The organism is Alteromonas macleodii ATCC 27126 (assembly GCF_000172635.2).
Classification (GTDB): domain Bacteria; phylum Pseudomonadota; class Gammaproteobacteria; order Enterobacterales; family Alteromonadaceae; genus Alteromonas; species Alteromonas macleodii.
Window position 1 is genome coordinate 391,996 of sequence record NC_018632.1, and the last position, 23,921, is coordinate 415,916.

Sequence of the window (23,921 nt, forward strand, 5' to 3'; positions counted from 1 at the left end):
TTCAAAAATTATGCTTTAGACAGTGACGCTAGTTCATTGCGCATTTGCTCAATGACATCGCTGTAGTCGGGTTGAGAAAAAATAGCCGAACCAGCCACAAACATATCCGCGCCCGCTTCCGCTATTTCGCGAATGTTATCGACTTTTACGCCACCGTCAATTTCAATTCGAATATCGTAGCCGCTTTCTAATACACGCTGTTTCACCGCGCGTACTTTATCTAAGGTGCTAGGAATAAACTTTTGACCACCAAACCCTGGGTTAACCGACATAATAAGAATGTGGTGCAGTTTGTCCATGACGTGGTCAAGGTAATGTAGTGGCGTTGCTGGGTTAAATACGAGCCCCGGCTTGCAACCTGCATCGATAATAAGCTGTAGAGAGCGGTCTATGTGCTCAGACGCTTCTGGGTGAAAACTAATATAGCAGGCCCCTGCATTCGCGAATTTTTCAATTAAGTCATCGACGGGCTTCACCATTAGGTGCACATCAATGGGAGCGGTAATGCCGTAGTTTCTTAACGCCTCGCAAATCATTGGCCCAAACGTAAGATTGGGTACATAGTGGTTATCCATTACATCGAAATGCACCACATCAGCGCCAGCCTCTAATACCTTTTCTACGTCTTCGCCAAGTCGAGCGAAATCGGCCGATAGTATTGATGGAGCAATTAGGAATGGTTTCATTGCATGTCCTTTCATTCTAAAAACAACAAGGTGCGTTGCCACTTACGTTTCACCTTTGCGAAAGTTTACCCAAATCCGTGCTTCTTTACTATGCCAAGGGTTAATCAGCGTTAATTTCACGGAAATTTAAGATAAACGGACTTTGTCAGAACGTTGCCCAATTTTGGTGAGCGCGCGTTATGTTGGTGCGTTTTTATGCAGCGTTTTTTTGTTTTGGTGACAGAGGATGAATTTTTTAAGTGAAATAATGTTCTAAATTTCAATTGGTTAATTTATTTTTTGCGAGTTTTTTTGATGAACCATAAATGGGCATCAACTTTGCGTTATCCAGTCCAAAAAAGAAAACACAGACAGAAAAAACGAATTACAACAAGTTTGAATTTGACTGGAGAACACACATGAAAACATCTACAAAAAGAACAATACTTGCCGCTGCTATTTCTTCAGCGTGTCTATTAACAGCCATGCCTAGCTATGCAGAAGGTTCATTCACTGCTAACGCTAGTGCAACCAGTAACTACATCTGGCGTGGTCTAACACAAACAACTAACGAAGCCGCAGTACAGGGTGGTATCGATTACGCGCATGAAAGTGGTTTTTACGCGGGTACGTGGGCATCAAATGTAAGCTATGAATCAGACGACATTTACTCTTATGAGCACGACATGTACTTTGGTTTTTCTGGCGAGTCTGAGGGTATTGCGTACGACTTTGGTTACCTTTATTACAACTACGACGATGAAGCAAACTTTGATTTTGCGGAAGTTTACGGCACCGTAGGTATGGGTGGGTTAAGCCTTACTGTATACCTTTTAGCGCACACTGAAGCTGACGAAGGCGAAAATCAAGACTTCGGTTTTGCACAAGCATCGTACACCTCGCTTGATTACAGCATGGAGATCTTAAACGGTACGGAACTTGGTTTCCACGTTGGCTATCACGAAGGCGATTTCGCTGAAGCATTTAACGGTGTAGAGGGTTATGCAGACTACGGTGTTTCGATCGCTAAAGATGGTTTTAGCTTCGCTGTAACTGGCACTAACTTAGATGACGACGGTGCCGATGCATTGGATAACGACGCAGTGAAATTTACTGTAGCATACTCTATGGACTTCGAACTGTAATGACCTTGTAGAGGCCATTGGATGGCCTCTATCAAAACGTTGAGTACTAAAAGCCTAATGTGTTTTCGTTAGGCTTTTCATTTTTTACAAGCAACGCATTTTTAACTTGTTCGTAACCTGCTTTTGATTATAATGAGATTAATTTTTAAACGAGTGTAAGGAGTATTCAGGATGAAGGTTCTTCCATTTTTTGCGATTTGTGGAGCGGTAGCGCTTGTTAGCGTTGCGGTTACAAGTACGCCAAATTCACACTCGTCAGTATGCGAATTCCAACCCGTTACGGAGTTCAACCCCAAGTTGCCCGCAAGCCATATTCAAAACCAATGTGCCCGTCATCAAGAGGGTGTTGAGGAAGTAAGTTGGCTGTCATGGATAGCGGGGAAATCATCCTCTTTCCAATTCCACTTTTTAGACCTACTTGAGTTGATGCACAGCGACGAAGGTAATCGAGATTTCACCTCACCTGCTAACGACACTTAGGGGAAAATTATGCAGTCTGGTACTGGTTTTTGGTCAGTTCTAGGTAGTGTAGTTGCTAGTCTATTTGGTGTTCAGAGCCATAAAAACTACGAACGTGACTTTACTAAAGGCACTTTTATAAGCTTCGCCGTCATTGGCGTAATCTTGGTTGTGCTGTTTGTTGTTACGCTTTTTATGTTCGTTAAATGGTATACGGGCTATAGCGCATAGCAATTGCGTGAATACACATTAAAATCGTATGTGGGTAAGGCGGTCGATGCGCTACCTATAAGACGTTTTTTAGGCTCCACACACTAAACTGAAGGGCGGTGAAACGTCTTCTTTTTTCGAGTCTTTCGCTTTGGTGCGACGTTAGCTGGAGGGAAATAAGCCAAAATTTCATCCACTGGCTGTCGCTTTGCACCGTTTTGACTTATCGAACGCTTAACTGACAGCATACTGAAATCTGCCCCGTGATAAAGCGACCGAGTTAGCGGTAAGTCGTGATTTGAGATGAGGACGGGTATGCCTCGCTTTTTTGACGCGCGGGTGGCGAGCTCAGCCAGCTTCTCTTGAGATTCTTGTCCGAAGCTTCGCGCGGCATAGCTGGTAAACGCTGCAGTCTTGCTGATAGGAGCATACGGTGGGTCACAATAAATAACATTGCCACGCCTAGCTCTAGAAAAAACCTTTTCAAAAGGAAGACAAGTAAACGTCGCTTTTTGCGATTTTTCCGAAAACACAAACATCTCGTCTTCTGGAAAGTACGGCTTTTTATAGCGGCCAAAAGGTACGTTAAAACGCCCTTGAAGGCTGTAGCGGCATAAACCGTTGTACCCATGTCGGTTTAAATAAAGAAAAAGAATCGCTCGGTAGTATTCATCTTGCGTTGCGTTGAACTCTTCGCGCAAGTCATAGTACATCTTTTCTTCATTGCGACTTCCATCAAAAAACGCGCGTGCATCGTTAATCAGTGCATCGGGCTGCGCTTTAAGGAAATTGTATAAGTTGATGAGATCAGGATTGATGTCATTAAGCAGGTAGCGTTTGTATTGCGTATTCAGAAATACAGATCCGGCACCAACAAACGGTTCAATGAGTTTATTGGCTTGCGGTAATCTGGCCTGAATATGCTCAACCAAGCTGTATTTGCCACCGGCCCATTTTAAAAAAGCCCGGTTTTTTTTCTGCATCATGCTTAAACGTTACTACCTAGACGGAATGAAGACGGTGGTTTTTCCGTGCGCCGCCGTTCCAAGGGAAAGGGTCGTCTTTATACTTTTATGCTGATCAGTATCAGATATCACCACACTAAAGGTAGATTGTAACTTTCATCAGTAAAACGGACAACCAACAAGTGTCGCAAGAACGGAATTTTGCTCATTTACTGGAAATATTATGACCACACGGTTGTGAAATGACTTAATTTTGCGCTTTGCTCATCTCTGAGAGGATTTGGTTTCCTCGCTTTATAAAAGCATTTTGTTTACCTGGATATTCGGGTAAATTTGTTCGTGCTTGTTGCGCTTGAGATAACGACGTGTAGATTTGCTTGTTAACTACTACAAACCAGTCGCCACCATAGCGCGTCGTTTTATAAATTCGCGTTTGCTCAGTTAGATTGTTTTCTCGTAGGAACTCACTGAGAACAGACTCACTTTTCATCGCTAACAACTGTATAGCGTAGTCATTTTCCCCAATCCAGCCTTCTTGACTCGATTCAGTGGCCACTGTGGTTGGCGCTACATTATCGTTGACGCCGTCCGAGTTTGATTTGGCACCTTGAGCAGGTTGTTGATCACGTAGCGCACCGTTGCTAACCACCTCTGAACCATTGGAATCAGTGGTATTATCTCCAATCGGGGCATTCTCAAACTGGTTACTGTCTGCCTGTTCTGAAGATGGCGTAACTTCAGGTAAGGATGAAACCGCATTTTCCCAATTGGTAATCAACGGACCGTTATCTGACGATTCATCAATTAACGAGCCACCAACGTCTGCACTATCATCATTGGGCGCGGAAACAAGCTCTACGTTGCCTATTTGGTTGGTTGCTTGAGTTGCTGAGTTTGATGCTGTTGTTTCGCTTTCATCGGTTTCACCATTGCCTATAAGCTTGTTATAAGCAGATCCGGGCTCAACCTGCGTTCTTTCAGGTTCTGGCGAAGGTTGACTGATAGGCGCAAAAATCGATGCTAATTTATCACCGTATTGCCAGTAAATAAGGCCAGAAAACGTAGCAAGGAACACGCATATAACAGCGATATAAAACCACTTAGACTTTAACGGGTTGATAAAAGTTTGCGTATTTTCACGCTGTCTATTTTCTAAATGAGCCTGAAAAGCCTCGCGACGTGAAGCAATCATTTTGTCGAGCTCTGACTCGAAGCTAGGCTGTTCGCTAATGACTGACTGGCTGCTAATTATTAGTGGGGTTTCTGTATTTTTTGCAGGAAGCCACTGCTTGGCGCGCTCAGCCCATTCGTTATTCGCGAACAAAAGCACATTTAAATGCTGCTTGTTACCAGCGAACCGACTTTGCAACACCAAGTCCCATAGTTCTTGCAATAGTGCATCAGGAAGATTGTGGGCTTGGGTGATGGCTATAAGAATTGGACCTTCGTGACTATTTAGGTCGGAAAGTAGTTCGTTTAGAGGCCTAACGAAGCTACCCACCACTTGACCAAGAAGCTGCCGACAAAGTTGTCGACGGTAGTCAGAGGGCTCCATATTTTCTTGTGCAGTTAAATACGCAATCTCGGTATCATCGTGCTGCTGGAAGACAAAGGCTTCAAGGGTCTTTTGTTGTTGAGCAATAGACTCACCACTGACAAAAATCAGCTGAGAAGAGTAATTGACCAAATATTCCAAACGTTCATGCAGTTCACTTTGCATGGGAGTTTGCCCTTATTCACCGTTGCTTTAAAAACTGTCCTGCAACGCATTTCTTTATGATTCCAACTAACGTAGGGAAGTCAAGATAGACGCGTTGCCTGGTTGTCGCGAGGGCTAATGACTAAGAAAGGATGTCAGTAAGAATGGCGTCCGTGACGTCCTTGGTAACAACCGCTTTGCCTATGCCTTGAGGAAGTACAAATCGAATACTGCCAGCTTCCACTTTTTTATCGCGTTTCATATGCTTAACGTAGTCATTCTTTGTCATACTATTTGGGCCTGCAACCGGTAAAGCAAATGCTTCAAATAGCGACGATACGCGTCGTGTTTCTGACGCTTCAAACCACGTTAATGCTTCAGCAGCTTTACAAGCAATTATAGTACCAGCGGCTACCGCTTCGCCATGCAGCCAGTTACCGTAGCCTTGCTCGGCTTCAATAGCGTGACCGAACGTGTGGCCTAAGTTAAGAATGGCGCGTAAACCACCTTCACGTTCATCTTTTGCTACCACGTCTGCTTTGATTTCGCAGCAGCGAGAAATAGCTTGGGTAAGAATTTCAGTATCAAGCGACGTAAGCGCATCTACATTACTTTCAAGCCATTCAAAAAACGGTGCGTCGTAAATGATACCGTATTTGATGACCTCTGCCATGCCAGCAGCAAACTCTCTCGCGGGTAATGTAGCTAGGGTATCAGTATCAATGGCCACATAAACCGGTTGGTAAAAAGCGCCAATCATGTTTTTGCCGAGAGGATGATTTACCGCGGTTTTTCCACCTACTGATGAGTCGACTTGAGAAAGCAAAGTTGTAGGAACTTGAATGAAGGGCACACCGCGTTGGTAAGTTGCCGCAACAAAGCCAGTAAGATCACCAATTACACCACCGCCAAGTGCGATAAGTGTCGTATCTCTTGCAGCGTTTAGCTCAAGAAGGCGTGTCATAACCACTTCGAATTGGGCAAGATTTTTGTGTTGCTCGCCGTCCGGCAAAATAATGGTTTCAACCTGAACATTACCACACGCCGCTTTAGCGGTTTCTAAATACAGTGGGGCAACAGTTTCGTTGGTAACAATGACGGCAAGTGGGCCTTTTATATAGGCACTAAAAAGGCCAGGTTGCGAAAGCAACCCAGCCTCTATCTGTATAGGATAGCTACGTTCTCCAAGTTCCACAGTTAAGGTTGACATTGGCGTAGCACCTCCTATTACATATTTAATTTATAAACCAATTTTACTGATAATCTGATTCGCTACAGCACGCGCACTTTGGTCGTCTGTATCAACAATGTAATCAGCAACTTCTTCGTAAAGCGGGTTGCGCATTTCTGCAAGATCGCGAAGTACTTGTTCTGGATCTTCGTTTTGTAGCAAAGGACGACGTTTGTCACGTTGTGTACGGGCAACTTGCTTATCGATTGTCGTTTGTAGGTAAACAACGATGCCGCGGGCAGATAAACGATTACGCACAGCTTTAGTTACAATAGAACCGCCGCCAGTAGCAAGTACAATACCTTGCTTATCTGTCAAATCGTTAATGACGTTTTCTTCGCGTTTACGGAAACCGTCTTCGCCTTCAAGGTCGAAGATCCAGGCAATGTCTGCACCCGTGCGGCGCTCAATTTCCTGATCCGAATCAAAAAAGTCTAGGTGAAGTTCGTCTGCCAGATGTCTACCGATGGTACTTTTGCCAGCACCCATTGGGCCAACTAAAAAGATATTACGTTTTTCAGCCATATTTGCTTATATCACAACTTAATCATGTTAGGGGCAGTGCACTGTTGCCTTACCAGCCTACCCATTGACTCGTGCCTATTTAGTGTCCAATAAGCACCACTCCTTAAACCTCGCTTAAATTTCGAGGCGGGGATTATCTCAGTTTCATGCAAGGCGTTGCAAGTTTTGTTACTAACAAATAGCGTATACCTGTAAATTTAGTTACAAAAAAAGGCTGAAAACCAAAAAAGCGCACAAAAATGCGCTTTTTTGAAGGCTAAAAATGAGGATTATGGTCTTTCAGTGACTATCTTAGGTGTCACAAAGATAAGTAGTTCTCGTTTTTGCTGAAGTTGTGACGAGTTTCTGAAAAGGGCACCAACGACAGGCAAATCACCAAACAAAGGCACTTTCGACACGCCATCAGAACTGGTTTGTTGGAATATGCCACCTAATACGATGGTTTCGCCGTTTTCTACCAATACCTGCGTTTTAATTTCTTGGGTATCGATGGCTACGGCCTCACCAGTAGACGTAGAAACGGTTTCGCCACGGGTATCTTGCGTAACAACTAAATCCAAAATAATGCGATTATCAGGCGTAATATGTGGCGTAACTTTCAGTGACAAAACGGCTTTTTTGAACTCTACTGAAGTCGCACCGCTAGACGTTGCTTGTACGTAAGGTATTTCCGTACCTTGTTCAATGTAAGCTTCATGCTGGTTAGCAACCGTAATACGAGGACTCGCAATAATTTCGCCTTTGTTTTCAGATTCTAGTGCGGAAAGCTCAAGGTCTAATATGGTGCCATCAACCAAGCTCGCAATTTGAAAGCCAATGCTACCCGCGGCGCTGGTCACAGGCAGGTTCACATTAAGGCGATTATCAATGCTAGGCACTATGCCGCCGGCAATGGTGTCTGCGCCCTCAAGGCTTCCCGACACACCATTATCGTCTTGACGGTCGCTGAAACCCCAACGAACGCCAAGCTGCTCGTCTACATCGTCAAGCACAGTAACCATACGGCTCTCAATCAGCACTTGCTTCACTGGAATATCTAACGCATTGATGGTTTTTCTTGCTTCATCAATAGAGGCTAACGTGTCGCGAATAAGTAAAGTGTTGGTTCGTTCGTCTACTGTAACCCCCCCTCGCTCAGATAAGATCCCGCCCTCTGTCGACTTTAAGATCGTGGCCAGGGCAGCAGCTTTTGCATAGTTAACAGGAATATTAACCGTATGAAGCGGCGCTAAGTCTGAAACTTGCTTTTTAGATTGAAGGGCTTGGGTTTCACGAGCCGATAGTTCTTCAGCCGGTGCAATTAACAAAATGTTGCCCTCTAAGCGTTTATCCAGACCTTTAACGCGCAAAATCATGTCGAGTGCTTGATCCCACGGAACGCCCGACAAGCTTATCGTTACGTTTCCTGTTACGGTGTCGGTGGTCACTAAGTTAAACCCATTAACCTGCGCAATAATTTGTAAAACTTGTCTCACAGGAACATCTTGAAAATCGAGTGAAATGGGGTCGCCTGTGTATTTCTTTTCCGCTTCCAAGGCGTCTTGCTGCGCGCTGTCCATTGGCGTTATCGCCATACGAATTACGCCGTCTTTTACCGTATTTTTAACCGTAACTGGGCCCGAATAATTAACTTCAATTCGCGCGCCATCTTTATCTTCGAATGTCTCGATGGTAGAAACCAAGGTACCGAAATCAGTCACATTAAGTTCTACTAATTGGTCTTCGCCTAACTTGGTGTTTGGTAATGTAAGGGATACCTTTCCTTGTGACTCAATAAGCTGAAGTTTTGGCGCTTGGCCCTCAAAACTCACCAGTGTTACAGCGGTATTGTTAGCTGCTTGAGTAAAGTCGATGTTTGTGACCGTGGTGGTAACGGTTGATGCATTTCGTTTAGTATCAGGGTCGACTAACAAAGGCTCTTGGGCTTTTACTGGCGAAACAAATACGGTTAATGAAAATATTGCAGCCACAGCGAAAGCCAGCCAATACCATCTAGGCACTCTACGATTCAGAGATTTGTTAAATATGTATCGTTCGGCCATGCTTACTCTCCCGCCTTCGATGCTGTAGTCATTGTTGTTGTTTTCCTTTGCCAGCAGCCCGCACCATCAGGTAATAACTGTTCAATAGTAATTGAGTCGGTGCTAATTTGCGTAATTTTGCCATAAAACAAGCCGATACGACTCCCTACTTTAGCTTTATGTAATACGCCATCGTTACTTTTCAATAATGCCCACTGCACTCCCTTAACGGCAAAGTTGCCAGTCAGTGCGAGGGCGTCCACGCCATAGGCTTCCAATGCTTCTTTAGGTCGCTGGAAGTTTGGCTGCAAACAGTTTTCTACCCGTGCTTTTGCTACTGGAGCGGCGTTGTTCTTAGGGCGATCGAACGGGCTTCTTAAAGCGCTTGCCGAATAGCTAAAAGGTGGGTGAGTCTTGAATTCTGGATACGGTTCAATTTGTGGCTGAGCACGCTCTTTAACACTCTGTGTATAGGCATGCAGATCGTCGAGTTTAGGTGAACAGCCTGTTACTAACAATATGATCAAAAGAGATAAAAACGAACGAATCATTGTTCATCTCCTTCAATGTCTGTCGAGTTTTCCGAACGATAAGTTTTCGCCTGTAGCTTCAGCGACAGACCATTTGCTTCACGCTTTATGTCAAAATCGTGAAGCGTAACGATACGAGGTAAATCTGCGACTTTGGAAACGAATTCGCCAAAGTTGTGATAGCCACCGCTTACTTCCATTTCGATAGGTAGTTCGGTGTAAAACTCTTTTGGTACTTCTTGTTGCCAGTTAAGCAACTCAAACGTGAGGCCCGATGCGGTACCAACGTAAGTGATATCGTCAAGCAAACCCGGTGTTTCGTTGCTGGTTGGAAGACTTTTCAGCATAGACGAAAAGTCTTCCTTAATTTGCGCAAGTTGGGCTTGGTAGGCTTCTAAATTAGCCGCAATGCGGTATTTTGCTTCGAACTGTAGTTTTAATTCTTGTTCTTTTAATTCAGCCGCATCTTTAATCGGTAATTTGGGGCTTATTAGCATGTAGTAGCTCAATGCACCTACCAATATTGCGACAAACGCCGCCACAACAATGCGAACTTCGTTTGGCCAAATAGCGATTTGTTCAAAGTCGAGTTCGTTGAGTTCTTTTAGTTTTGAAACATCAAACTTCATGGTTATTGCGCCTCACTACTTTCTATTTCTAGCGGAGCAACATTGGGGTTTATCGAAAACGTAAGCGTAAAGTTGCTAATCGCTCTCGCTGCACTGCTGTCAGATTTAATGGTAGAAAGCTCTGCGGCAACGAACACTTTCGAGTTGTCCAGCGCGCGCATAAAGTCGGAAAGACGATTGTTCGAATCACTAGTCCCTTCAATCTCAATACGGTTATTGCTTCTGGTCATAGACTCAAAGGCCACACCGGGAGGAACGAGTTTAGCAAGTTCATCAAATACTATAGGAGCCACATTGCGACTTGCTTGCAGTTGCTCAATTAATGCCATGCGCTGCTCAATGGCATTTTTACTATCTTTAACCTTTTTTATCTCTGCAATTTGCGCATCTAAAACCGCGATTTCCCGTTCAAGGTATTGATTACGCGAGTTTTGATTACTGATTTGCTGGTCGATAGCTTGACCAATGAACCAAAAAATCAATCCTACAATGGCGGCAACGGCAAGTAGCCCTGCCAAGTATTGTTGTTTTTGATGTTGGCGCTGCTTCTCTCGCCAAGGTAGTAAATTTACATGTGCCATGGCGTAAAGCTCCGGCTCGCTAGACCCGCTGCAATCGCAAGCTGTGGTGCAATTTTGCTAAGTCTCGTGGCATCAAGTTTAGGGTTTATCGACATGTTGCTAAACGGATTGAAGCAATCAACCTCTAGGCCTAAGTCTTGTTTTAAAATGTCGACTAACGGTTCAATAGTAGCGGCACCGCCGCTAAACAGTATTTTGGTGGGGCGCTCTGCATGTAGCGTGCTCATATACATTTGTAATGCACGGTTGATATTTTGCTGTAGGTTAGCGGCAAATATAGGAAGCGTATCTTCCACCCAATTTCCAGACAGCGTGCCATCTAGCAGCTGACGCTCTGCGGTTTCACGCTCAACCATATGAATGGCGCTAATATCGTTAATTAGCTGATTTAAGCCAAAGGCGTGCTCTTTGGTGTAGATGACGTCGCCGTTTTTTATTACGCATATTTGAAGTAGCGAGGCGCCCACATTAATACAGCAAAGTGGCATGTCTTCGGTATGAGGCGCATGGAAAAAGTCCATGGCATTGCCGATGGCATAATTTTCCATATCAACAATTTTGGGCTCAAAGTTAGCTTCTCTTGCAAGCAGCAAGCGACTGTCTACCAAATCTTTATGCGCAGCGGTAAGTAATACATTTACTTTTCCAGTGTGCGTTGTGCTTGGCCCCATTTCTTCAAAATCCAAATATACTTCTTCAAGCGGATAGGGAATGAGACTGTCGGCTTCGATCTCAATTTGATTTTCTAAATCGTAATCGCTTTGCTCTGGGTCCATATAGACGATTTTACTGATCACTGACGTACCAGCCACAGCAACATTTGCCAGCTTTAATTTTGTTTTTAGCGACTTTCGAATTTTCTTGAGAGCAATGCTTACTGACTCATAATCTTTAATATCACGCTCAGAGAAAGCGATTTTGTTAATTGGCTCACAGGCATACCCTTGAAGGACGAACCCGTCTTTCGATTGCTCTAACCACACCGCTTTTATTTGACGCGTGCCTATATCTAAGCCCACAATGGGCGGCAGCTTTTTCTTAAACAGCGATTTCATGTGCAAGTGTCCAGTTTCAAAGGTAGTTGCTCTAAAGTACAATGTTACTCTAATAGTCTTATGCGTATGGTTCTAGAGATAACACATACGTATAAAATATACGTCATTTCAACAAAATGTCTTGGTATCCGTTACAGTGAAGTACATCAAACCACTTATTTTATTTAGTTTTCTATCAGGCCTTCTTGGTTTTGCAGCACTGGTAGGTATTTACTTTTATATCAAACCTGACCTACCAAGTGTTACTGTACTTAAGGATGTACGCCTGCAAACACCCATGCAGATATACACCAAAGACGGAAAACTTATTTCACAGTATGGAGTTAAACGGCGGATCCCCGTAAAACTTGAGGAAGTCCCGCAAGAATTAATTAACGCCATACTCGCTACCGAAGACAGTCGCTTCTACGAACACCACGGTATTGACCCCATTGGTATAATGCGTGCTGCAGTAAGTTTAGTCCTTACTGGCGAAAAGCGTCAGGGAGCAAGTACGTTAACCATGCAGCTAGCACGAGGGTTTTTCCTTAGTCGGGAAAAAACCTATATCAGAAAGATCAAAGAAATCTTTATAGCACTGCACATGGAGCAAGAGCTTTCTAAGCAGGAAATTCTTGAGCTGTACCTCAACAAAATCGAATTGGGCCATAGAGCTTTTGGTTTTGGGGCGGCCGCCCAAGTGTACTATGGCAAACCGCTTAACGAACTCTCTTTAGCTCAAATTGCTACTATTGCAGGTCTTCCAAAGGCGCCATCAGTGCTTAACCCTATCAGCGGGCCGCAACGTTCTGTCGAACGCAGACGCGTGGTCTTACTTCGTATGCTTGACGAAGAGTACATCACTAAAGCGCAGTTCGATGAAGCTGCCAATGCGCCAGTTTCAGCGAAGAAGCACGGTGCTGAAATTGAAGTGGATGCGCCTTATTTGGCCGACACCATTTATAACGAAATGGTAGAGATTTATGGAAAAGAAGAAGCAGAAACCGGCGGATACCAAGTTTTTGCGACTGCAACGTCAGATCTTCAATTAGCTGCTCAGCGTGCGGTGGTTCGAAATCTTCATGACTATGATGAGCGTCATGGCTATAAAGGCGCCCTTGGCTACTTATGGAATATTCCTAAGCCAGAAGGAAAGGATGACGCGATTCCACAACTTTCATTGAGCTATGACATAAGTGATAAGACAACACGAGAAGAGTGGGATAACGAATCAATCATGCGCGTGCTTGAAGAGATTCCTCACATTAAACCTCTTTTGCCATCGGTTGTTACGAAAGTAAATGAGCAGTCGATAGAAGTGTTGTCTGTAGATGGCAAAGCAATAACAGTCGAGTGGGATGGACTAGATTGGGCCCGACGCTACATTACAGACTTTAGGCAGGGTAGTGATCCCAAAACCGCTTCAGATGTGACTCAAGAAGGGGCGGTCATTTATATCAGACAGCAAGAAGGGCAGTGGCGCATTTCGCAAATCCCTGAGGTGAGCGGAGCGTTTATCGCACTTAATCCGAAAAACGGTGCGGTTGAAGCGGTTGTTGGTGGCTACAGCTTTTATCAAAGCCAGTTTAACCGAGCAACACAGGCCAAGCGCCAAGTGGGCTCGAACATCAAGCCTTTCGTTTATTCTGCTGCATTAGACAGTGGCTATACCCTTGCATCCATCATCAATGACGCTCCTATTAACCAATGGAATGCGGCGACGGGTGTAGCTTGGCGACCGCAAAACTCGCCAGCTGAGTACGACGGCCCAATTAGAATGCGTAAAGCCCTTGGGAAATCGAAAAACGTGGTATCGGTTCGACTATTGCGTGGTGTTGGTCTTAGAGAAACGGCCGATTACTTAACGCGCTTCGGTTTTAATAAAGACGATATCCCACTTGATGAAACCGTATCCCTTGGGTCGAGTTCACATACGCCGCTTGAAGTAGTAAGAGGTATGTCGGTCATTGCGAACGGTGGCTACTTAGTAAACCCTCATTTTATCAGCAAAGTGCTTGATGAAAACGGCGATGAGCTTTGGAAAGCAAACCCAGTTTGGGCGTGCAATCGTTGTGAAAATCAAAGCGATCCAGAAATACTACCTGAAGACGAAGAAGCCGATATTGAAGCCTTACTTGCCGCTGAACTAAATCAAGATATTTTACTTGGCGACGTCGATGATGACGAAGCTGCAGAAAAAGTGATTGCGCCTCAGGTTATTACTGCTCAAAACGCTTTCTTAGTGGCAGAAATGATGCGAACGGCTGTGAGAGCAAACGGAAATTGGAGCAAGAAAACCTATTGGTTAGGCACCGGCTGGCGTGCTCGTAATATTCTTCAGCGTACTGACATAGCTGGGAAAACGGGTACAACGAATGACTCGCGAGACACGTGGTTCAGTGGTTTCCACAAAGATTTGGTGGCCACCACATGGGTAGGCTTCGACAACATGGGGCGTCAGTTAGGGCGAGCTACGCGAAACCAAAACCTTATTAATAAGAATGCTGAGAAATTCAACTGGATAGGCAACGCAATGATCGGCATTGAAGATGGAGCTAAAGCTGCTGAGCCAGCGTGGATCAGATTTATGCAACATGCTCTAGAAAATAAACCACATACGCCAATGCCCGTACCAGAGAATATAGTGCGTGTTCGCATTGATCGTACCAGTGGAAAGTTGACCAGACGAACAGACCATACGACACTATTCGAATATTTCCTGCAGGGAACCGAGCCAACGACTTATGTTCGCGATGACGAAGTGTTGGATCCGGCCACGCAGGATACGACTACTGCGCCTGAGCCAGAAGAAATATTCTAATTACTAAGAGGCACGTTGGACGCGTGCCGCTTCAGGCTTAGGTGATGTATTTGCCTGAACACATTATCGGAAAACCAATGTCAGAAGATTCACAGCGATATCTTTATATTCCTCATGCCGGCCCTTCATTGCTGGAAACCCCCCTACTGAATAAAGGCAGTGCCTTCACTGCACGGGAACGTGCGGCGTTTAACCTGACGGGTCTAGTGCCACCAAGGTACGAAACCATCGAAGAGCAGGTTGAACGTGCTTACATGCAATACAGCAGTTTTGACGAAGCACTAAACAAGCATATTTATCTGCGCGCAATTCAAGACAATAACGAAACCTTGTTTTACCGCCTAATTCAAAAGCACATCGATGAGATGATGCCCATCATCTATACCCCTACTGTAGGTGATGCATGTGAGCAGTTTTCAGATATCTATCGCAGTTCGCGTGGCTTGTTTGTGTCGTATGAAGAACGTCACCAGCTTGATGACATTGTTCGCAATGCTACGAAGCGCAAAGTGAAAGTGATTGTTGTGACTGACGGTGAACGCATCTTAGGCTTGGGAGACCAAGGTATTGGCGGAATGGGCATTCCTATCGGTAAACTATCGCTTTACACTGCGTGTGGTGGAATTAGTCCAGCATATACATTGCCCGTAATGTTAGATGTAGGTACTAACAACGAAAAGCTGCTAAACGACCCAATGTATATGGGGGCGCGCCATCCGCGTATTGGACAGGAAGAATACGACGAATTTGTTGATATGTTCATTAATGCTGTGAAGCGACGCTGGCCCGATGTAATGATTCAGTTTGAAGATTTTGCGCAGCCAAATGCTATGCCGTTATTAAACCGCTATCGCAACGACGTGTGTTGTTTTAACGACGATATACAAGGCACTGCTGCCGTTACCCTTGGTACTATTTTGGCGGCATGTAAAACCAAGCAGCAAAAGCTACGCGACATGAAGGTGGTGTTCGTGGGTGCGGGTTCGGCAGGCTGTGGTATTGCTGAAATGCTCATTCAACAAATGGTATTTGAGGGCCTGACTGACGAGCAAGCACGTAAGCAAGTGTTCATGATTGACCGTTTTGGTTTGGTAACCGAAGGCATGGAAGGTCTACGCGACTTCCAACAAAAGCTTCAGCAGAAAAATGCTGACTTGGCTGATTGGACGTTCAGTGGAGATTATGCGTCACTACTTGATGTTATGCACTGCGCGCAGCCAGACGTACTTATTGGTGTTTCAGGCCAGCCTGGCTTGTTCACTGAACAAGTTATCCGTGCCATGAAGCAAGGTTGTGAACTGCCAATCATCTTCCCGTTAAGTAACCCCTCACGACAAGTTGAAGCGCGTCCTGAGCAAGTGATTGAATGGACAGAAGGTGACGTGATTATTGCTACAGGTAGTCCGTTCAAGCCTGTAGAGTACGATGGCAAAATATTCCCTATCGCTCAATGCAACAACTCTTACATCTTCCCGGGTATTGGCCTTGGTGTTGTTGCATCTAAAGCGAAGCTAATTAGTGACGAAATGCTGATGGCTGCAAGTAACGCACTTGCTTCAGCGTCGCCATTAGTCAACACGGGTCAGGGTTCACTATTGCCACCCCTTGCTGCCATTGCAGAAATTAGCAGAGAGATTGCTTTTGAGGTGGGTAGAGTAGCGATGGAGCAGGGACTTGCTCTTGAAATGTCTGACGACGCATTGCGCGCCAGCATTGAGCGTAACTTCTGGAAAGCAGAGTACCGCCCTTACAAGCGGGTAAGCATCTAGTATCCGTTAACGTTATAAAAAAGCAGGCTTAGCCTGCTTTTTTTGTACTTGTGAGAAACGCTTTCACCATGACTTACAACCCAAAAGCTGAAGTAAGCCACCGTCTCACTGCTGGAACTTCATCCATTTCGCGGCCGAACTCCAACCAAATGTAATATGGTGTTGCCTATGCGCAACATTTCCTATGTGTTGCTCATATGTATTCTCGTTAATAAGCTCCTAACCTACTGTTATTAAATGATTAATTCTTGTTGGCACAATGATTGATACACCTCTTTATAGTTACAACAAGGAGCAAGGGGTGTTATTGATGACCACGTTAAAAAACAAGGTAAGTCCTTTCTACGCGCGAATTATTAAGCGCTCATTCTCTACGTCATTAGTTATGGCCGCTCTTGCAACACTCTCAGCTTGCGACGCATCTAATGTTGATGTTGCAGCACAAGATGAAAAGGCTGCTAAAACGGCTGTTAGTACAGTTTCAGAAAGCCCAGTAGATGAGCAAAGTGAAATGTTTGCATATCTGGATGAGTCCGACTTAATTGATGCCTACTACGAGGTTAAGTAATTTGCGGCTAATCCTTTTTACACGCTATCGATTCTGCCTCGGTTATCGCTGGCATAAATCTTTATAGCAACTATCGATAGTTCCAGTTTGCGGGCAACGGACTGCTCGCCTTTTATTCATAAAGCCGCGCTCTGGATAAAGCTAAAGCGCGGCTTTTTTATGTCAATAAACGTATATCGCCGTTTATTAGTCGACGCCGTTGAGCTATAAGTCTTTAAAAGCTGTTCTTAGTAGCTATGTATTGCACTAACCTTAACGATAAAGTCATTTAAAGGAATTGCTATGTCGACAGAAAGTAACTACACACCACCAGAAGTTTGGACTCAGGCTGAGGATGACGGCAACAAGTGGGCCAGCATTAATCGTCCTGTGTCAGGCGCTACCCATGAGAAGGCTCGTCCTAATGGTGAACATGGTTTGCAGCTATACTCGTTAGCTACGCCTAATGGTCAGAAAGTTACCATCATGCTTGAAGAGTTGTTGGCAGCTGGCGTGAGCGAAGCAGAATACGACGCTTGGCTGATTAACATTGGTGAGGGCGAACAGTTTTCTTCTGGGTTTGTTGACGTTAATCCGAATAGTAAAATTCCTGCTATGGTCGACACGACAACGTCACCAGAAACCAAGCTATTCGAGTCTGGGTCAATCTTAGTTTACTTGGCGGAAAAATTCGGTAAGTTCATTCCGCAAGACGCCCATGCAAAGGCGGAATGTTTCAACTGGCTGTTCTGGCAGGTGGGGTCAGCGCCTTACTTAGGCGGTGGTTTCGGGCACTTCTACAGCTATGCGCCATATCCAATGGAATATCCTATCAACCGCTTTACCATGGAAACTAAGCGTCAGTTAGATGTGCTAGACAAGCACTTAGCAAACAATGAGTTCATGGCAGGTAGCGAGTACAGTATCGCTGACATGGCTATATGGCCGTGGTACGGCAACTTGGTGCTAGGTAATTTATACGATGCAGCCACTTTCCTTCAAGTGCACGAGTACACCAATTTAGTCCGCTGGGCTAAGCAACTAGAGCAGCGAGAAGGCGTTAAACGTGGCCGTATTGTCAATAAGACCTGGGGTGACGGTGGTCAGTTAGAAAACCGCCACAGCGCAAAAGATATCGACGACGCACTCACCAAAGCCTAAATAATGGGGTCAGAGTACATTTAATTTGGGGTCAGAGTACATTACTTTGGTTAATCGCCTTTTTAGCATCAGAATGGCTAACGAAAGGCATCAACATAAAACGGGGTCAGAACCTACTCTGGCCCGATAGCTTAAAAAAGTACTCTGACCCCAATTTTCAGATGAGCTCTGCAACACTCTTTAGATAGGCTTTTTGAAGTGGTGTGAAATCCCACTCATTCAAAGCTTCATTAAATTCAAAATTGCCCACACGACCTCGCCAGCGTTCAGTGGGTACTGCCGGCCAATTTTTTATGTACACCAGCTTTCCATGAAGGCAGTGCAACACTTCAATTTGTGGTGATTTGGTATCGGCGTAAGTTACTTTCTCAGAGACAATAGCGCCTTCTTCACAATCTTGGTCGAAAAACACAAAGCCGCGATAGCTGCCGCTTTCTGTAATAGTAATGAGCGATGCATATTCTTTGCTTTTAGATACTTTTCTCAGCGCAGGCAAATAGCCATCGACTCGTTTTATTTGAAGCCCCTGTGATTTGTTGTGCCATTGCCATCCTGAGCTGCCCATAAAAGAAAGCTCGTTATTTTTATCGTTGAAATGGCTTAATGTTTCAAAGGTTTTCCAAGACGCAAAAGTGATAATGCACAGCATTAAAAAACCAGTAATGAAGATGAGTGGCTTTGCCATGTCTCAAGCCCTTAGCATTAGACAAACGTTTGTCTCTTTAGTTACGGACAAAGGTCAAAGCTAGACTTTCATTGCAAAAAAGTAATACGCAGAGAGACAAATGTGCTGTGGCCTTAGAGCGTTCTGGTGCTGGCTTAATAACAGGAGAGACGCCGCTTAACGCTTACCTGACACTAAATACAGCGACATAAAAAGCCTCGCGTATTCGTTGTCTCGATAACACCACATCAATGTATCCTAAGAATGAAACTAATCTTGGACAATGATTCAATAATTACGATTATAACTATCTATTTTGTTTGTTTTAATTGTTTTATTAAATCAGCGATCATCTGTTTAAACGAAAAGCGTGATTAACACCATTTCTTTAATCACACACTGACACCCAATTTTAGTAAGACTAAAAATCGGTGAGAAATAAACAGAAGGAATTCGCAATGAGTAAGTGTCCATTTTCAGGTGCAGCTATAAAACCTACTACGCTAACGTCTAGCAATGGTGCGCCCGTTGCCAATGATAATCAGAGCCGAACAGCGGGACCACGCGGGCCGGTTACGTTCGACAACCATTATTTGTTTGAGAAGCTTGCGCACTTCAACCGCGAGCGAATTCCAGAGCGTGTAGTTCACGCAAGGGGCAGTGCTGCATATGGCACCTTTACGCTAACTAAGAGCTTATCTGACTACACTATTGCAGACTTTCTGCAAAAAGAGGGGCAAAAAACCGACGTGTTTTTGCGCTTTTCTACCGTAGGTGGTGGTCAGGATTCAAGTGACTATGCCCGTGATCCTCGTGGTTTCTCAGTGAAGTTTTATACCGAACAGGGAAACTGGGACATGGTAGGAAATAATACTCCGGTATTCTTCTTACGAGATGGCATCAAGTTTCCTGACTTCATTCACAGTCAAAAGAAAAACCCGCGTACGAATTTGCCGGACCCGCAGGCCGTGTATGAGTTTTGGGCGAACAACCCTCAGTCATTACACCAATCGACAATCTTGATGTCTGATCGCGGTATTCCACTTTCATATCGTCATGTGAATGGCTATAGCTCTCATACGTTGAGTTTCTGGAATAACGCAGGCGAACGCTATTGGGTGAAATGGCACTTTAAAACTAACCAAGGTATTAAAACGCTAACTAGCGAAGAAGCGGCAAAGATGCCTGCTTATGGCGCTCAGCAAGACTTGGTCGAAAGCATTGATAACGGCGAATTTCCATCGTGGACCGTAAATGTGCAGATTATGAATGAAGAGGAAGCGCGTAATTACCACATTAATCCGTTTGACCTAACGAAGGTGTGGCCGCACAGCGACTTTCCATTAATTGAAGTAGGGCAGTTGGAGTTAAACCGTAATGTTGATAACTACTTTGCAGAAACTGAGCAAGCAGCGTTCGCGCCGAGCAATTTGGTACCGGGTATTGGTGCGTCGCCAGACAGGATGCTTCAAGCGCGACTAATTGGCTATCAAGATGCGCACAGATACCGCATTGGTGCAAACTACAACCAAATACCGGTAAACGCGCCTCGTTGCCCAGTGCACAATTATCAACGAGATGGAGCCTTTGCGGGAATTAACCTAGCACTTGCAGGAAGTGGAGCCAACTTCTATCCAAACAATCGCGCGCGAGTTGGTGAGCCGGCTGAAGCACCAGAGGTTCAAGAGCCGCCTATGCCGCTTGAGCAAGACGCATGGTTAGATATTTACGATAACCGTGACGAAGATAACTACTCACAGGCCGGTGACCTTTTCCGCATTATGAGTGAAGATCAAAAACAGCAGCTGGTTAACAACATTGCTGACGGCTTAAGCCAGGCAACGAAGGACGTTCAAGAAGCCATGTTTGTGCAATACGATTTAGCCGACAGCGATTATGGTACTCGCGTGAGAAAGGCGGTAGCCAGCAAATAGAGTAAATGGGGTCAGAGTACTTTATTAAAATGTACTCTGACCCCTTTTTTACTGGGTAGCGACTAGGGCGTAAACGTGCAAGCGAATGGCCTGAAGTGCGCGTTCTTTCCAATTGTTCCAAGTAATACGGTTGCTAATTTCGTGCTGATTCAACGTAATATAACCATGATTTAGTGCCCATACTTGCATAGCTACATCTTGCTTTTCTTCAACAGACAGATCTTTTTTAATTAACGCAGCGGTAAGCTTAGTTAGCGTGATAAAGGCTTTTTCACCTGCCTCGATAGCTTCATCTGATGGCGTATAGTCTTTCAACTTAGAAGCAAAAATTAGTCGATAATGGGCCGCATGAGTTTCTGAAAACGTTAAAATACGCTCGCAGCCATTAATCACTTTTTCTGCCGCAGTATTGCCATCGGCTGCCAACATTTCACGCTCAACTAATTCGAAACCTTCGATGTAGAGCGCATCTAAAATACCCTGCTTACCTTTGAAATGGCTATAGATGCCAATCGTTGACATACCCGCACCGTCAGCAATGGCACGCACGCTAAGTGCATTCGTTCCGCCTTTCAAAAACAGTGCTGAGGCAGCGTCTAAGATCTTTTGTCGCGTATCTTTTTTCATTTACACATCATTTACATGTTGCGCAATATAACACCGTTATGTAAAGTGGTTTTATAACGCCGTTATATCTCTTGGTTTAACACTTAACCTGCCTGCCCGCAGGTTGTTCATAAGGACACTATATATGAAAACTGAGCAATTAACCTGCGATTATTTAATTGTTGGTGCTGGCGCGGTAGGGATGGCTTTTGCTGACGTACTACTTCACGAAACTAACGCTAACATTTTGATTATAGATAAAAATGCGAAGCCCGGAGGGCATTGGAACTATGCTTATCCCTTTGTCACTCTTCACCAGCCTTCTGCTTTTTACGGCGTGTGTTCAAAAGAGTTAAATCGTGGCGTTATTGATAAAACAGGATTGAATGAAGGCCTAATGGGATTAGCTTCAGGCCAAGAAGTGAGTGCGTATTTCGATGCGGTAATGAACGAAACCTTTTTGCCTTCAAACCGAGTGCAGTATTACCCGCTTTGCGAATACAAGGGCAATAACCAGTTTGTTTCTATGTTAAATAGCAAGCACTATAACGTTACGGTTAACAAGAAAATTGTTGATGCCACTTATCTAAACACTAATATTCCGCTTACTCATACACCTAGCTTTACCCGCGACGACGACGTTGCATTTACGCCGGTTAATACCGTGGTTCAAATGATTGAAGGCTTTAACAACTATGTGGTTGTTGGTGGGGGTAAAACGGGTATTGATACCTGCCTATGGCTGCTTGAAAATCACGTCGCCCCGCATAATATCCACTGGGTAGTATCGCGAGATGCATGGTTACTGAACCGGAAAAATACCCAGCCCTTAGATGACTTCTTCTTTCATTCTATTGGGGCACAAGCAAACCAAATGGAAGCTATCGCTGCGTCAAGTTCCATCGAGGATATGTTCGACAAACTAGAAGAGCGGGGCGTTTTACTGCGTATTGATAAGAAAGTAAGACCCAGTATGTTTCACGGCGCAACGGTGAGCGAATTAGAGCTTAAAGCCTTACAAACTCTACCATCTGTCGTTAGACAAGGTCGGGTTAAACATATCAGCCGCGATAAGCTCAGATTTGAAGATACAACGTGGAGTATGCCAGATAACGCGTTGGTTATTGACTGCTCAGCTTCTGCACTTACTAATTTAGAAATGAAAGCGGTGTTTGATGGCGACACCATCACCCCTCAAACAGTGCGTGCCTATCAACCTGTTTTTAGTGCGGCGCTTATTGCTCACGTTGAGGCGGCCTACAGCGATGAACAACAAAAGCAGATGCTGACACAAGTGGTCCCGCTGCCTAATCGCGACATCGATTGGTTACCAATGACTGCAGCAATGTTACGAAACATGCAAATTTGGGGTGAAGACCCAGCGCTTAAAGCGTGGATTTACCATTGTCGACTAGATGGCTTTTCAAAAATAGTACACGGCGTGGCAAAAGACGATATGCAAAAAATGCAGGTGTTAGGGCGATTGAAGCAAGCAGCGGCACCGGCCATGCAAAAGCTGATGATTTACATACACAGCTTAAAAGCGAGCGGACAGCTTTAAAAGGTTATAAATATCGATGAAACAGTTTCAAATAGACAAAACGAACCCAAATCGCTTTCGGATAAAACAAACAGTTGATAGCCCTGATAACGCGCAGACAGAGGGTGCTGGAAAGGCAAAAAACGTAGTAATCAAAATTGAAAGGTTCGCGTTTACTGCCAATAACTTGACCTATTATATGGTGGGTGACAAGCTTGGTTATTGGCAGTTTTTTCCACCCATTAATACAAGTAGTAACGAAAACTGGGGTGTTATTCCGGTATGGGGCGTGGGTCAAGTAATTAGCTCTAACAACGATGCGGTAGAAGTAGGAAGTCGTTTCCTTGGTTATTTCCCGCCCGCTGAATATTTGGTTATGGCTAACACTACGGTGACAAACAACAATTTAATAGACTGTAGCCCTCATCGTTTGAAGTTGCCCCAAGGGTATAATGTCTACCGACCACTTCCTTCACTAACGGCCCACGCTAACGCTGAAATAAGCACTAAGCAGCACGAGCAAGAAAACTTTCAGATGTTGCTGTGGCCGCTTTACGCAACATCCTTTTGTTTATCAGAAGTGGTCGATGCTATACCTGGGGCACAAAGAGAGCAGTTATTAGTATTAAGTGCTTCAAGCAAAACCAGTTTAGGGCTTGCTTTTGCGTTTAAAGAAGCCGGTATTAACGCAATAGGTGTAACCTCTGAAAAGCGTGTTGCATCACTAGAAGCATTGGGTGTATACAGCGCCGTTATTGGTTATGAACAGCTGGACATGTTGCAACTGAAAAGCACTGTTGTGGTCGACATGTCAGGTAATGCTCAGGTCAAAGCATCCATCAAACATAAACTTGGTGAACACCTAACAAGATACATCAGCGTAGGGCTTACTCACTGGCAGGACATTAAGCCGTCAAGCGATGAGGAGTTCTTCTTTGCTCCTGCTCATATACAGCAGCGTATGTCTGAGATTGGGATTGCTGAGTACCAGAAGTTAAGTAGCGGGTTTGTATCAAAAGCCATTGTGTGGAGCGCCGGTTGGTTAAACGTTAAAGAGCGTGAAGGGTTGAGCGCGCTACAAGATGACTTTAGCGAACATCAGCAAGGCCTCATTCCTTCAAATGAAGGAAGAATATACACACTTGCTTAGCGCGTAACCAGAGCGCCCATATTGAGTTCGAGCGC

At 44.7% G+C, this 23,921-nt stretch carries 22 protein-coding genes; 10 read left to right on the forward strand and 12 right to left on the reverse strand.

Features of this window, described 5'->3' with window-relative positions:
* Positions 1–8: 8 nt before the first annotated feature.
* Positions 9–686, reverse strand: coding sequence for a ribulose-phosphate 3-epimerase (gene rpe, locus MASE_RS01670; protein WP_014948025.1), 678 nt, complete (start codon positions 684–686; stop codon positions 9–11).
* A gap of 305 nt (positions 687–991) precedes the next feature.
* Between rpe and MASE_RS01675 the strand changes: the two genes are divergently transcribed.
* The 3 genes from MASE_RS01675 (at position 992) to MASE_RS01685 (ending at position 2,500) form a co-directional block, all read left to right on the forward strand.
* On the forward strand, positions 992–1,810 hold the full coding sequence (locus tag MASE_RS01675) for a TorF family putative porin (protein WP_014948026.1): 819 nt from the start codon (positions 992–994) through the stop codon (positions 1,808–1,810).
* Positions 1,811–1,981: 171 nt separating this feature from the next.
* Entirely contained in the window at positions 1,982–2,290 is a 309-nt protein-coding gene (locus MASE_RS01680) for a hypothetical protein (protein ID WP_014948027.1), read from the forward strand.
* A 9-nt stretch (positions 2,291–2,299) separates the two neighbouring features.
* Positions 2,300–2,500 carry a DUF2970 domain-containing protein gene (locus MASE_RS01685; protein ID WP_014948028.1) on the forward strand — a complete coding sequence of 67 codons (201 nt, stop codon included), beginning with the start codon at positions 2,300–2,302 and terminating at the stop codon, positions 2,498–2,500.
* A gap of 83 nt (positions 2,501–2,583) precedes the next feature.
* On the opposite strand, the gene MASE_RS01690 is transcribed toward MASE_RS01685, so the two are convergent.
* The 9 genes from MASE_RS01690 to pilM form a co-directional block, all read right to left on the reverse strand.
* Positions 2,584–3,465, reverse strand: coding sequence for a Dam family site-specific DNA-(adenine-N6)-methyltransferase (locus MASE_RS01690; protein ID WP_014948029.1), 882 nt, complete (start codon positions 3,463–3,465; stop codon positions 2,584–2,586).
* A gap of 226 nt (positions 3,466–3,691) precedes the next feature.
* Complete coding sequence (locus MASE_RS01695; protein ID WP_014948030.1) at positions 3,692–5,164, reverse strand: SPOR domain-containing protein; 1,473 nt, start codon at positions 5,162–5,164, stop codon at positions 3,692–3,694.
* 121 nt (positions 5,165–5,285) lie between these two features.
* Positions 5,286–6,353: a 3-dehydroquinate synthase gene (gene aroB, locus MASE_RS01700; protein ID WP_014948031.1), complete on the reverse strand. Its 1,068-nt coding sequence runs from the start codon at positions 6,351–6,353 to the stop codon at positions 5,286–5,288.
* A 30-nt stretch (positions 6,354–6,383) separates the two neighbouring features.
* Positions 6,384–6,899, reverse strand: a complete 516-nt coding sequence (gene aroK / locus MASE_RS01705; protein WP_014948032.1) for a shikimate kinase AroK — start codon at positions 6,897–6,899, stop codon at positions 6,384–6,386.
* Between the two features lie 269 nt (positions 6,900–7,168).
* Entirely contained in the window at positions 7,169–8,941 is a 1,773-nt protein-coding gene (locus tag MASE_RS01710) for a type IV pilus secretin PilQ (RefSeq protein WP_014948033.1), read from the reverse strand.
* Positions 8,942–8,943: 2 nt separating this feature from the next.
* Positions 8,944–9,471 carry a pilus assembly protein PilP gene (locus tag MASE_RS01715; protein ID WP_014948034.1) on the reverse strand — a complete coding sequence of 176 codons (528 nt, stop codon included), beginning with the start codon at positions 9,469–9,471 and terminating at the stop codon, positions 8,944–8,946.
* Positions 9,468–10,079 (reverse strand): type IV pilus inner membrane component PilO, encoded by a 612-nt coding sequence (locus tag MASE_RS01720; protein ID WP_014948035.1) that lies wholly within the window; start codon positions 10,077–10,079, stop codon positions 9,468–9,470. The genes MASE_RS01715 and MASE_RS01720 overlap by 4 nt, the downstream gene beginning before the upstream one ends.
* A 2-nt stretch (positions 10,080–10,081) precedes the next feature.
* Complete coding sequence (locus MASE_RS01725) at positions 10,082–10,660, reverse strand: PilN domain-containing protein (RefSeq protein WP_014948036.1); 579 nt, start codon at positions 10,658–10,660, stop codon at positions 10,082–10,084.
* Positions 10,648–11,715 carry a type IV pilus assembly protein PilM gene (pilM, locus tag MASE_RS01730; RefSeq protein ID WP_014948037.1) on the reverse strand — a complete coding sequence of 356 codons (1,068 nt, stop codon included), beginning with the start codon at positions 11,713–11,715 and terminating at the stop codon, positions 10,648–10,650. Before pilM ends, MASE_RS01725 begins: the two co-directional genes overlap by 13 nt.
* A 136-nt stretch (positions 11,716–11,851) precedes the next feature.
* Between pilM and MASE_RS01735 the strand changes: the two genes are divergently transcribed.
* From MASE_RS01735 to yghU, 4 genes are all read left to right on the forward strand, one after another.
* Positions 11,852–14,515, forward strand: coding sequence for a penicillin-binding protein 1A (locus MASE_RS01735; RefSeq protein ID WP_014948038.1), 2,664 nt, complete (start codon positions 11,852–11,854; stop codon positions 14,513–14,515).
* Positions 14,516–14,592: 77 nt separating this feature from the next.
* Positions 14,593–16,284, forward strand: a complete 1,692-nt coding sequence (locus tag MASE_RS01740; RefSeq protein WP_014948039.1) for an NAD-dependent malic enzyme — start codon at positions 14,593–14,595, stop codon at positions 16,282–16,284.
* A 310-nt stretch (positions 16,285–16,594) separates the two neighbouring features.
* Positions 16,595–16,852 carry a hypothetical protein gene (locus MASE_RS01745; protein ID WP_014948040.1) on the forward strand — a complete coding sequence of 86 codons (258 nt, stop codon included), beginning with the start codon at positions 16,595–16,597 and terminating at the stop codon, positions 16,850–16,852.
* Between the two features lie 282 nt (positions 16,853–17,134).
* Entirely contained in the window at positions 17,135–17,992 is an 858-nt protein-coding gene (gene yghU / locus MASE_RS01750; RefSeq protein ID WP_014948041.1) for a glutathione-dependent disulfide-bond oxidoreductase, read from the forward strand.
* A gap of 157 nt (positions 17,993–18,149) precedes the next feature.
* Here yghU and MASE_RS01755 read toward each other — a convergent pair whose 3' ends face one another.
* The gene (locus tag MASE_RS01755; protein ID WP_014948042.1) at positions 18,150–18,677 is read right to left on the reverse strand and encodes a hypothetical protein; all 528 of its coding nucleotides are present in this window, start codon (positions 18,675–18,677) and stop codon (positions 18,150–18,152) included.
* A gap of 437 nt (positions 18,678–19,114) precedes the next feature.
* Between MASE_RS01755 and MASE_RS01760 the strand changes: the two genes are divergently transcribed.
* Entirely contained in the window at positions 19,115–20,590 is a 1,476-nt protein-coding gene (locus MASE_RS01760) for a catalase (protein WP_014948043.1), read from the forward strand.
* 48 nt (positions 20,591–20,638) lie between these two features.
* Here MASE_RS01760 and MASE_RS01765 read toward each other — a convergent pair whose 3' ends face one another.
* Positions 20,639–21,217 carry a TetR/AcrR family transcriptional regulator gene (locus tag MASE_RS01765; RefSeq protein ID WP_014948044.1) on the reverse strand — a complete coding sequence of 193 codons (579 nt, stop codon included), beginning with the start codon at positions 21,215–21,217 and terminating at the stop codon, positions 20,639–20,641.
* Positions 21,218–21,341: 124 nt separating this feature from the next.
* Between MASE_RS01765 and MASE_RS01770 the strand changes: the two genes are divergently transcribed.
* Both MASE_RS01770 and MASE_RS01775 read left to right on the forward strand, forming a co-directional pair.
* Positions 21,342–22,757, forward strand: a complete 1,416-nt coding sequence (locus tag MASE_RS01770; protein WP_014948045.1) for an NAD(P)-binding protein — start codon at positions 21,342–21,344, stop codon at positions 22,755–22,757.
* 16 nt (positions 22,758–22,773) lie between these two features.
* The gene (locus tag MASE_RS01775; RefSeq protein WP_014948046.1) at positions 22,774–23,886 is read left to right on the forward strand and encodes a DUF2855 family protein; all 1,113 of its coding nucleotides are present in this window, start codon (positions 22,774–22,776) and stop codon (positions 23,884–23,886) included.
* The last annotated feature ends 35 nt before the right edge of the window (positions 23,887–23,921 follow it).

Coding starts and splice junctions, on each gene's coding strand:
- MASE_RS01715 (WP_014948034.1), bottom strand. CDS start 9,471: ATGATTCGTTCGTTTTTATCTCTTTTGATCATATTGTTAGTAACAGGC.
- MASE_RS01710 (WP_014948033.1), bottom strand. CDS start 8,941: ATGGCCGAACGATACATATTTAACAAATCTCTGAATCGTAGAGTGCCT.
- MASE_RS01775 (WP_014948046.1), top strand. CDS start 22,774: ATGAAACAGTTTCAAATAGACAAAACGAACCCAAATCGCTTTCGGATA.
- rpe (WP_014948025.1), bottom strand. CDS start 686: ATGAAACCATTCCTAATTGCTCCATCAATACTATCGGCCGATTTCGCT.
- MASE_RS01675 (WP_014948026.1), top strand. CDS start 992: ATGGGCATCAACTTTGCGTTATCCAGTCCAAAAAAGAAAACACAGACA.
- MASE_RS01695 (WP_014948030.1), bottom strand. CDS start 5,164: ATGCAAAGTGAACTGCATGAACGTTTGGAATATTTGGTCAATTACTCT.
- MASE_RS01740 (WP_014948039.1), top strand. CDS start 14,593: ATGTCAGAAGATTCACAGCGATATCTTTATATTCCTCATGCCGGCCCT.
- MASE_RS01765 (WP_014948044.1), bottom strand. CDS start 21,217: ATGAAAAAAGATACGCGACAAAAGATCTTAGACGCTGCCTCAGCACTG.
- MASE_RS01770 (WP_014948045.1), top strand. CDS start 21,342: ATGAAAACTGAGCAATTAACCTGCGATTATTTAATTGTTGGTGCTGGC.
- MASE_RS01755 (WP_014948042.1), bottom strand. CDS start 18,677: ATGGCAAAGCCACTCATCTTCATTACTGGTTTTTTAATGCTGTGCATT.
- MASE_RS01685 (WP_014948028.1), top strand. CDS start 2,300: ATGCAGTCTGGTACTGGTTTTTGGTCAGTTCTAGGTAGTGTAGTTGCT.
- MASE_RS01760 (WP_014948043.1), top strand. CDS start 19,115: ATGAGTAAGTGTCCATTTTCAGGTGCAGCTATAAAACCTACTACGCTA.
- MASE_RS01725 (WP_014948036.1), bottom strand. CDS start 10,660: ATGGCACATGTAAATTTACTACCTTGGCGAGAGAAGCAGCGCCAACAT.
- aroB (WP_014948031.1), bottom strand. CDS start 6,353: ATGTCAACCTTAACTGTGGAACTTGGAGAACGTAGCTATCCTATACAG.
- aroK (WP_014948032.1), bottom strand. CDS start 6,899: ATGGCTGAAAAACGTAATATCTTTTTAGTTGGCCCAATGGGTGCTGGC.
- MASE_RS01680 (WP_014948027.1), top strand. CDS start 1,982: ATGAAGGTTCTTCCATTTTTTGCGATTTGTGGAGCGGTAGCGCTTGTT.
- MASE_RS01745 (WP_014948040.1), top strand. CDS start 16,595: ATGACCACGTTAAAAAACAAGGTAAGTCCTTTCTACGCGCGAATTATT.
- yghU (WP_014948041.1), top strand. CDS start 17,135: ATGTCGACAGAAAGTAACTACACACCACCAGAAGTTTGGACTCAGGCT.
- pilM (WP_014948037.1), bottom strand. CDS start 11,715: ATGAAATCGCTGTTTAAGAAAAAGCTGCCGCCCATTGTGGGCTTAGAT.
- MASE_RS01720 (WP_014948035.1), bottom strand. CDS start 10,079: ATGAAGTTTGATGTTTCAAAACTAAAAGAACTCAACGAACTCGACTTT.
- MASE_RS01690 (WP_014948029.1), bottom strand. CDS start 3,465: ATGATGCAGAAAAAAAACCGGGCTTTTTTAAAATGGGCCGGTGGCAAA.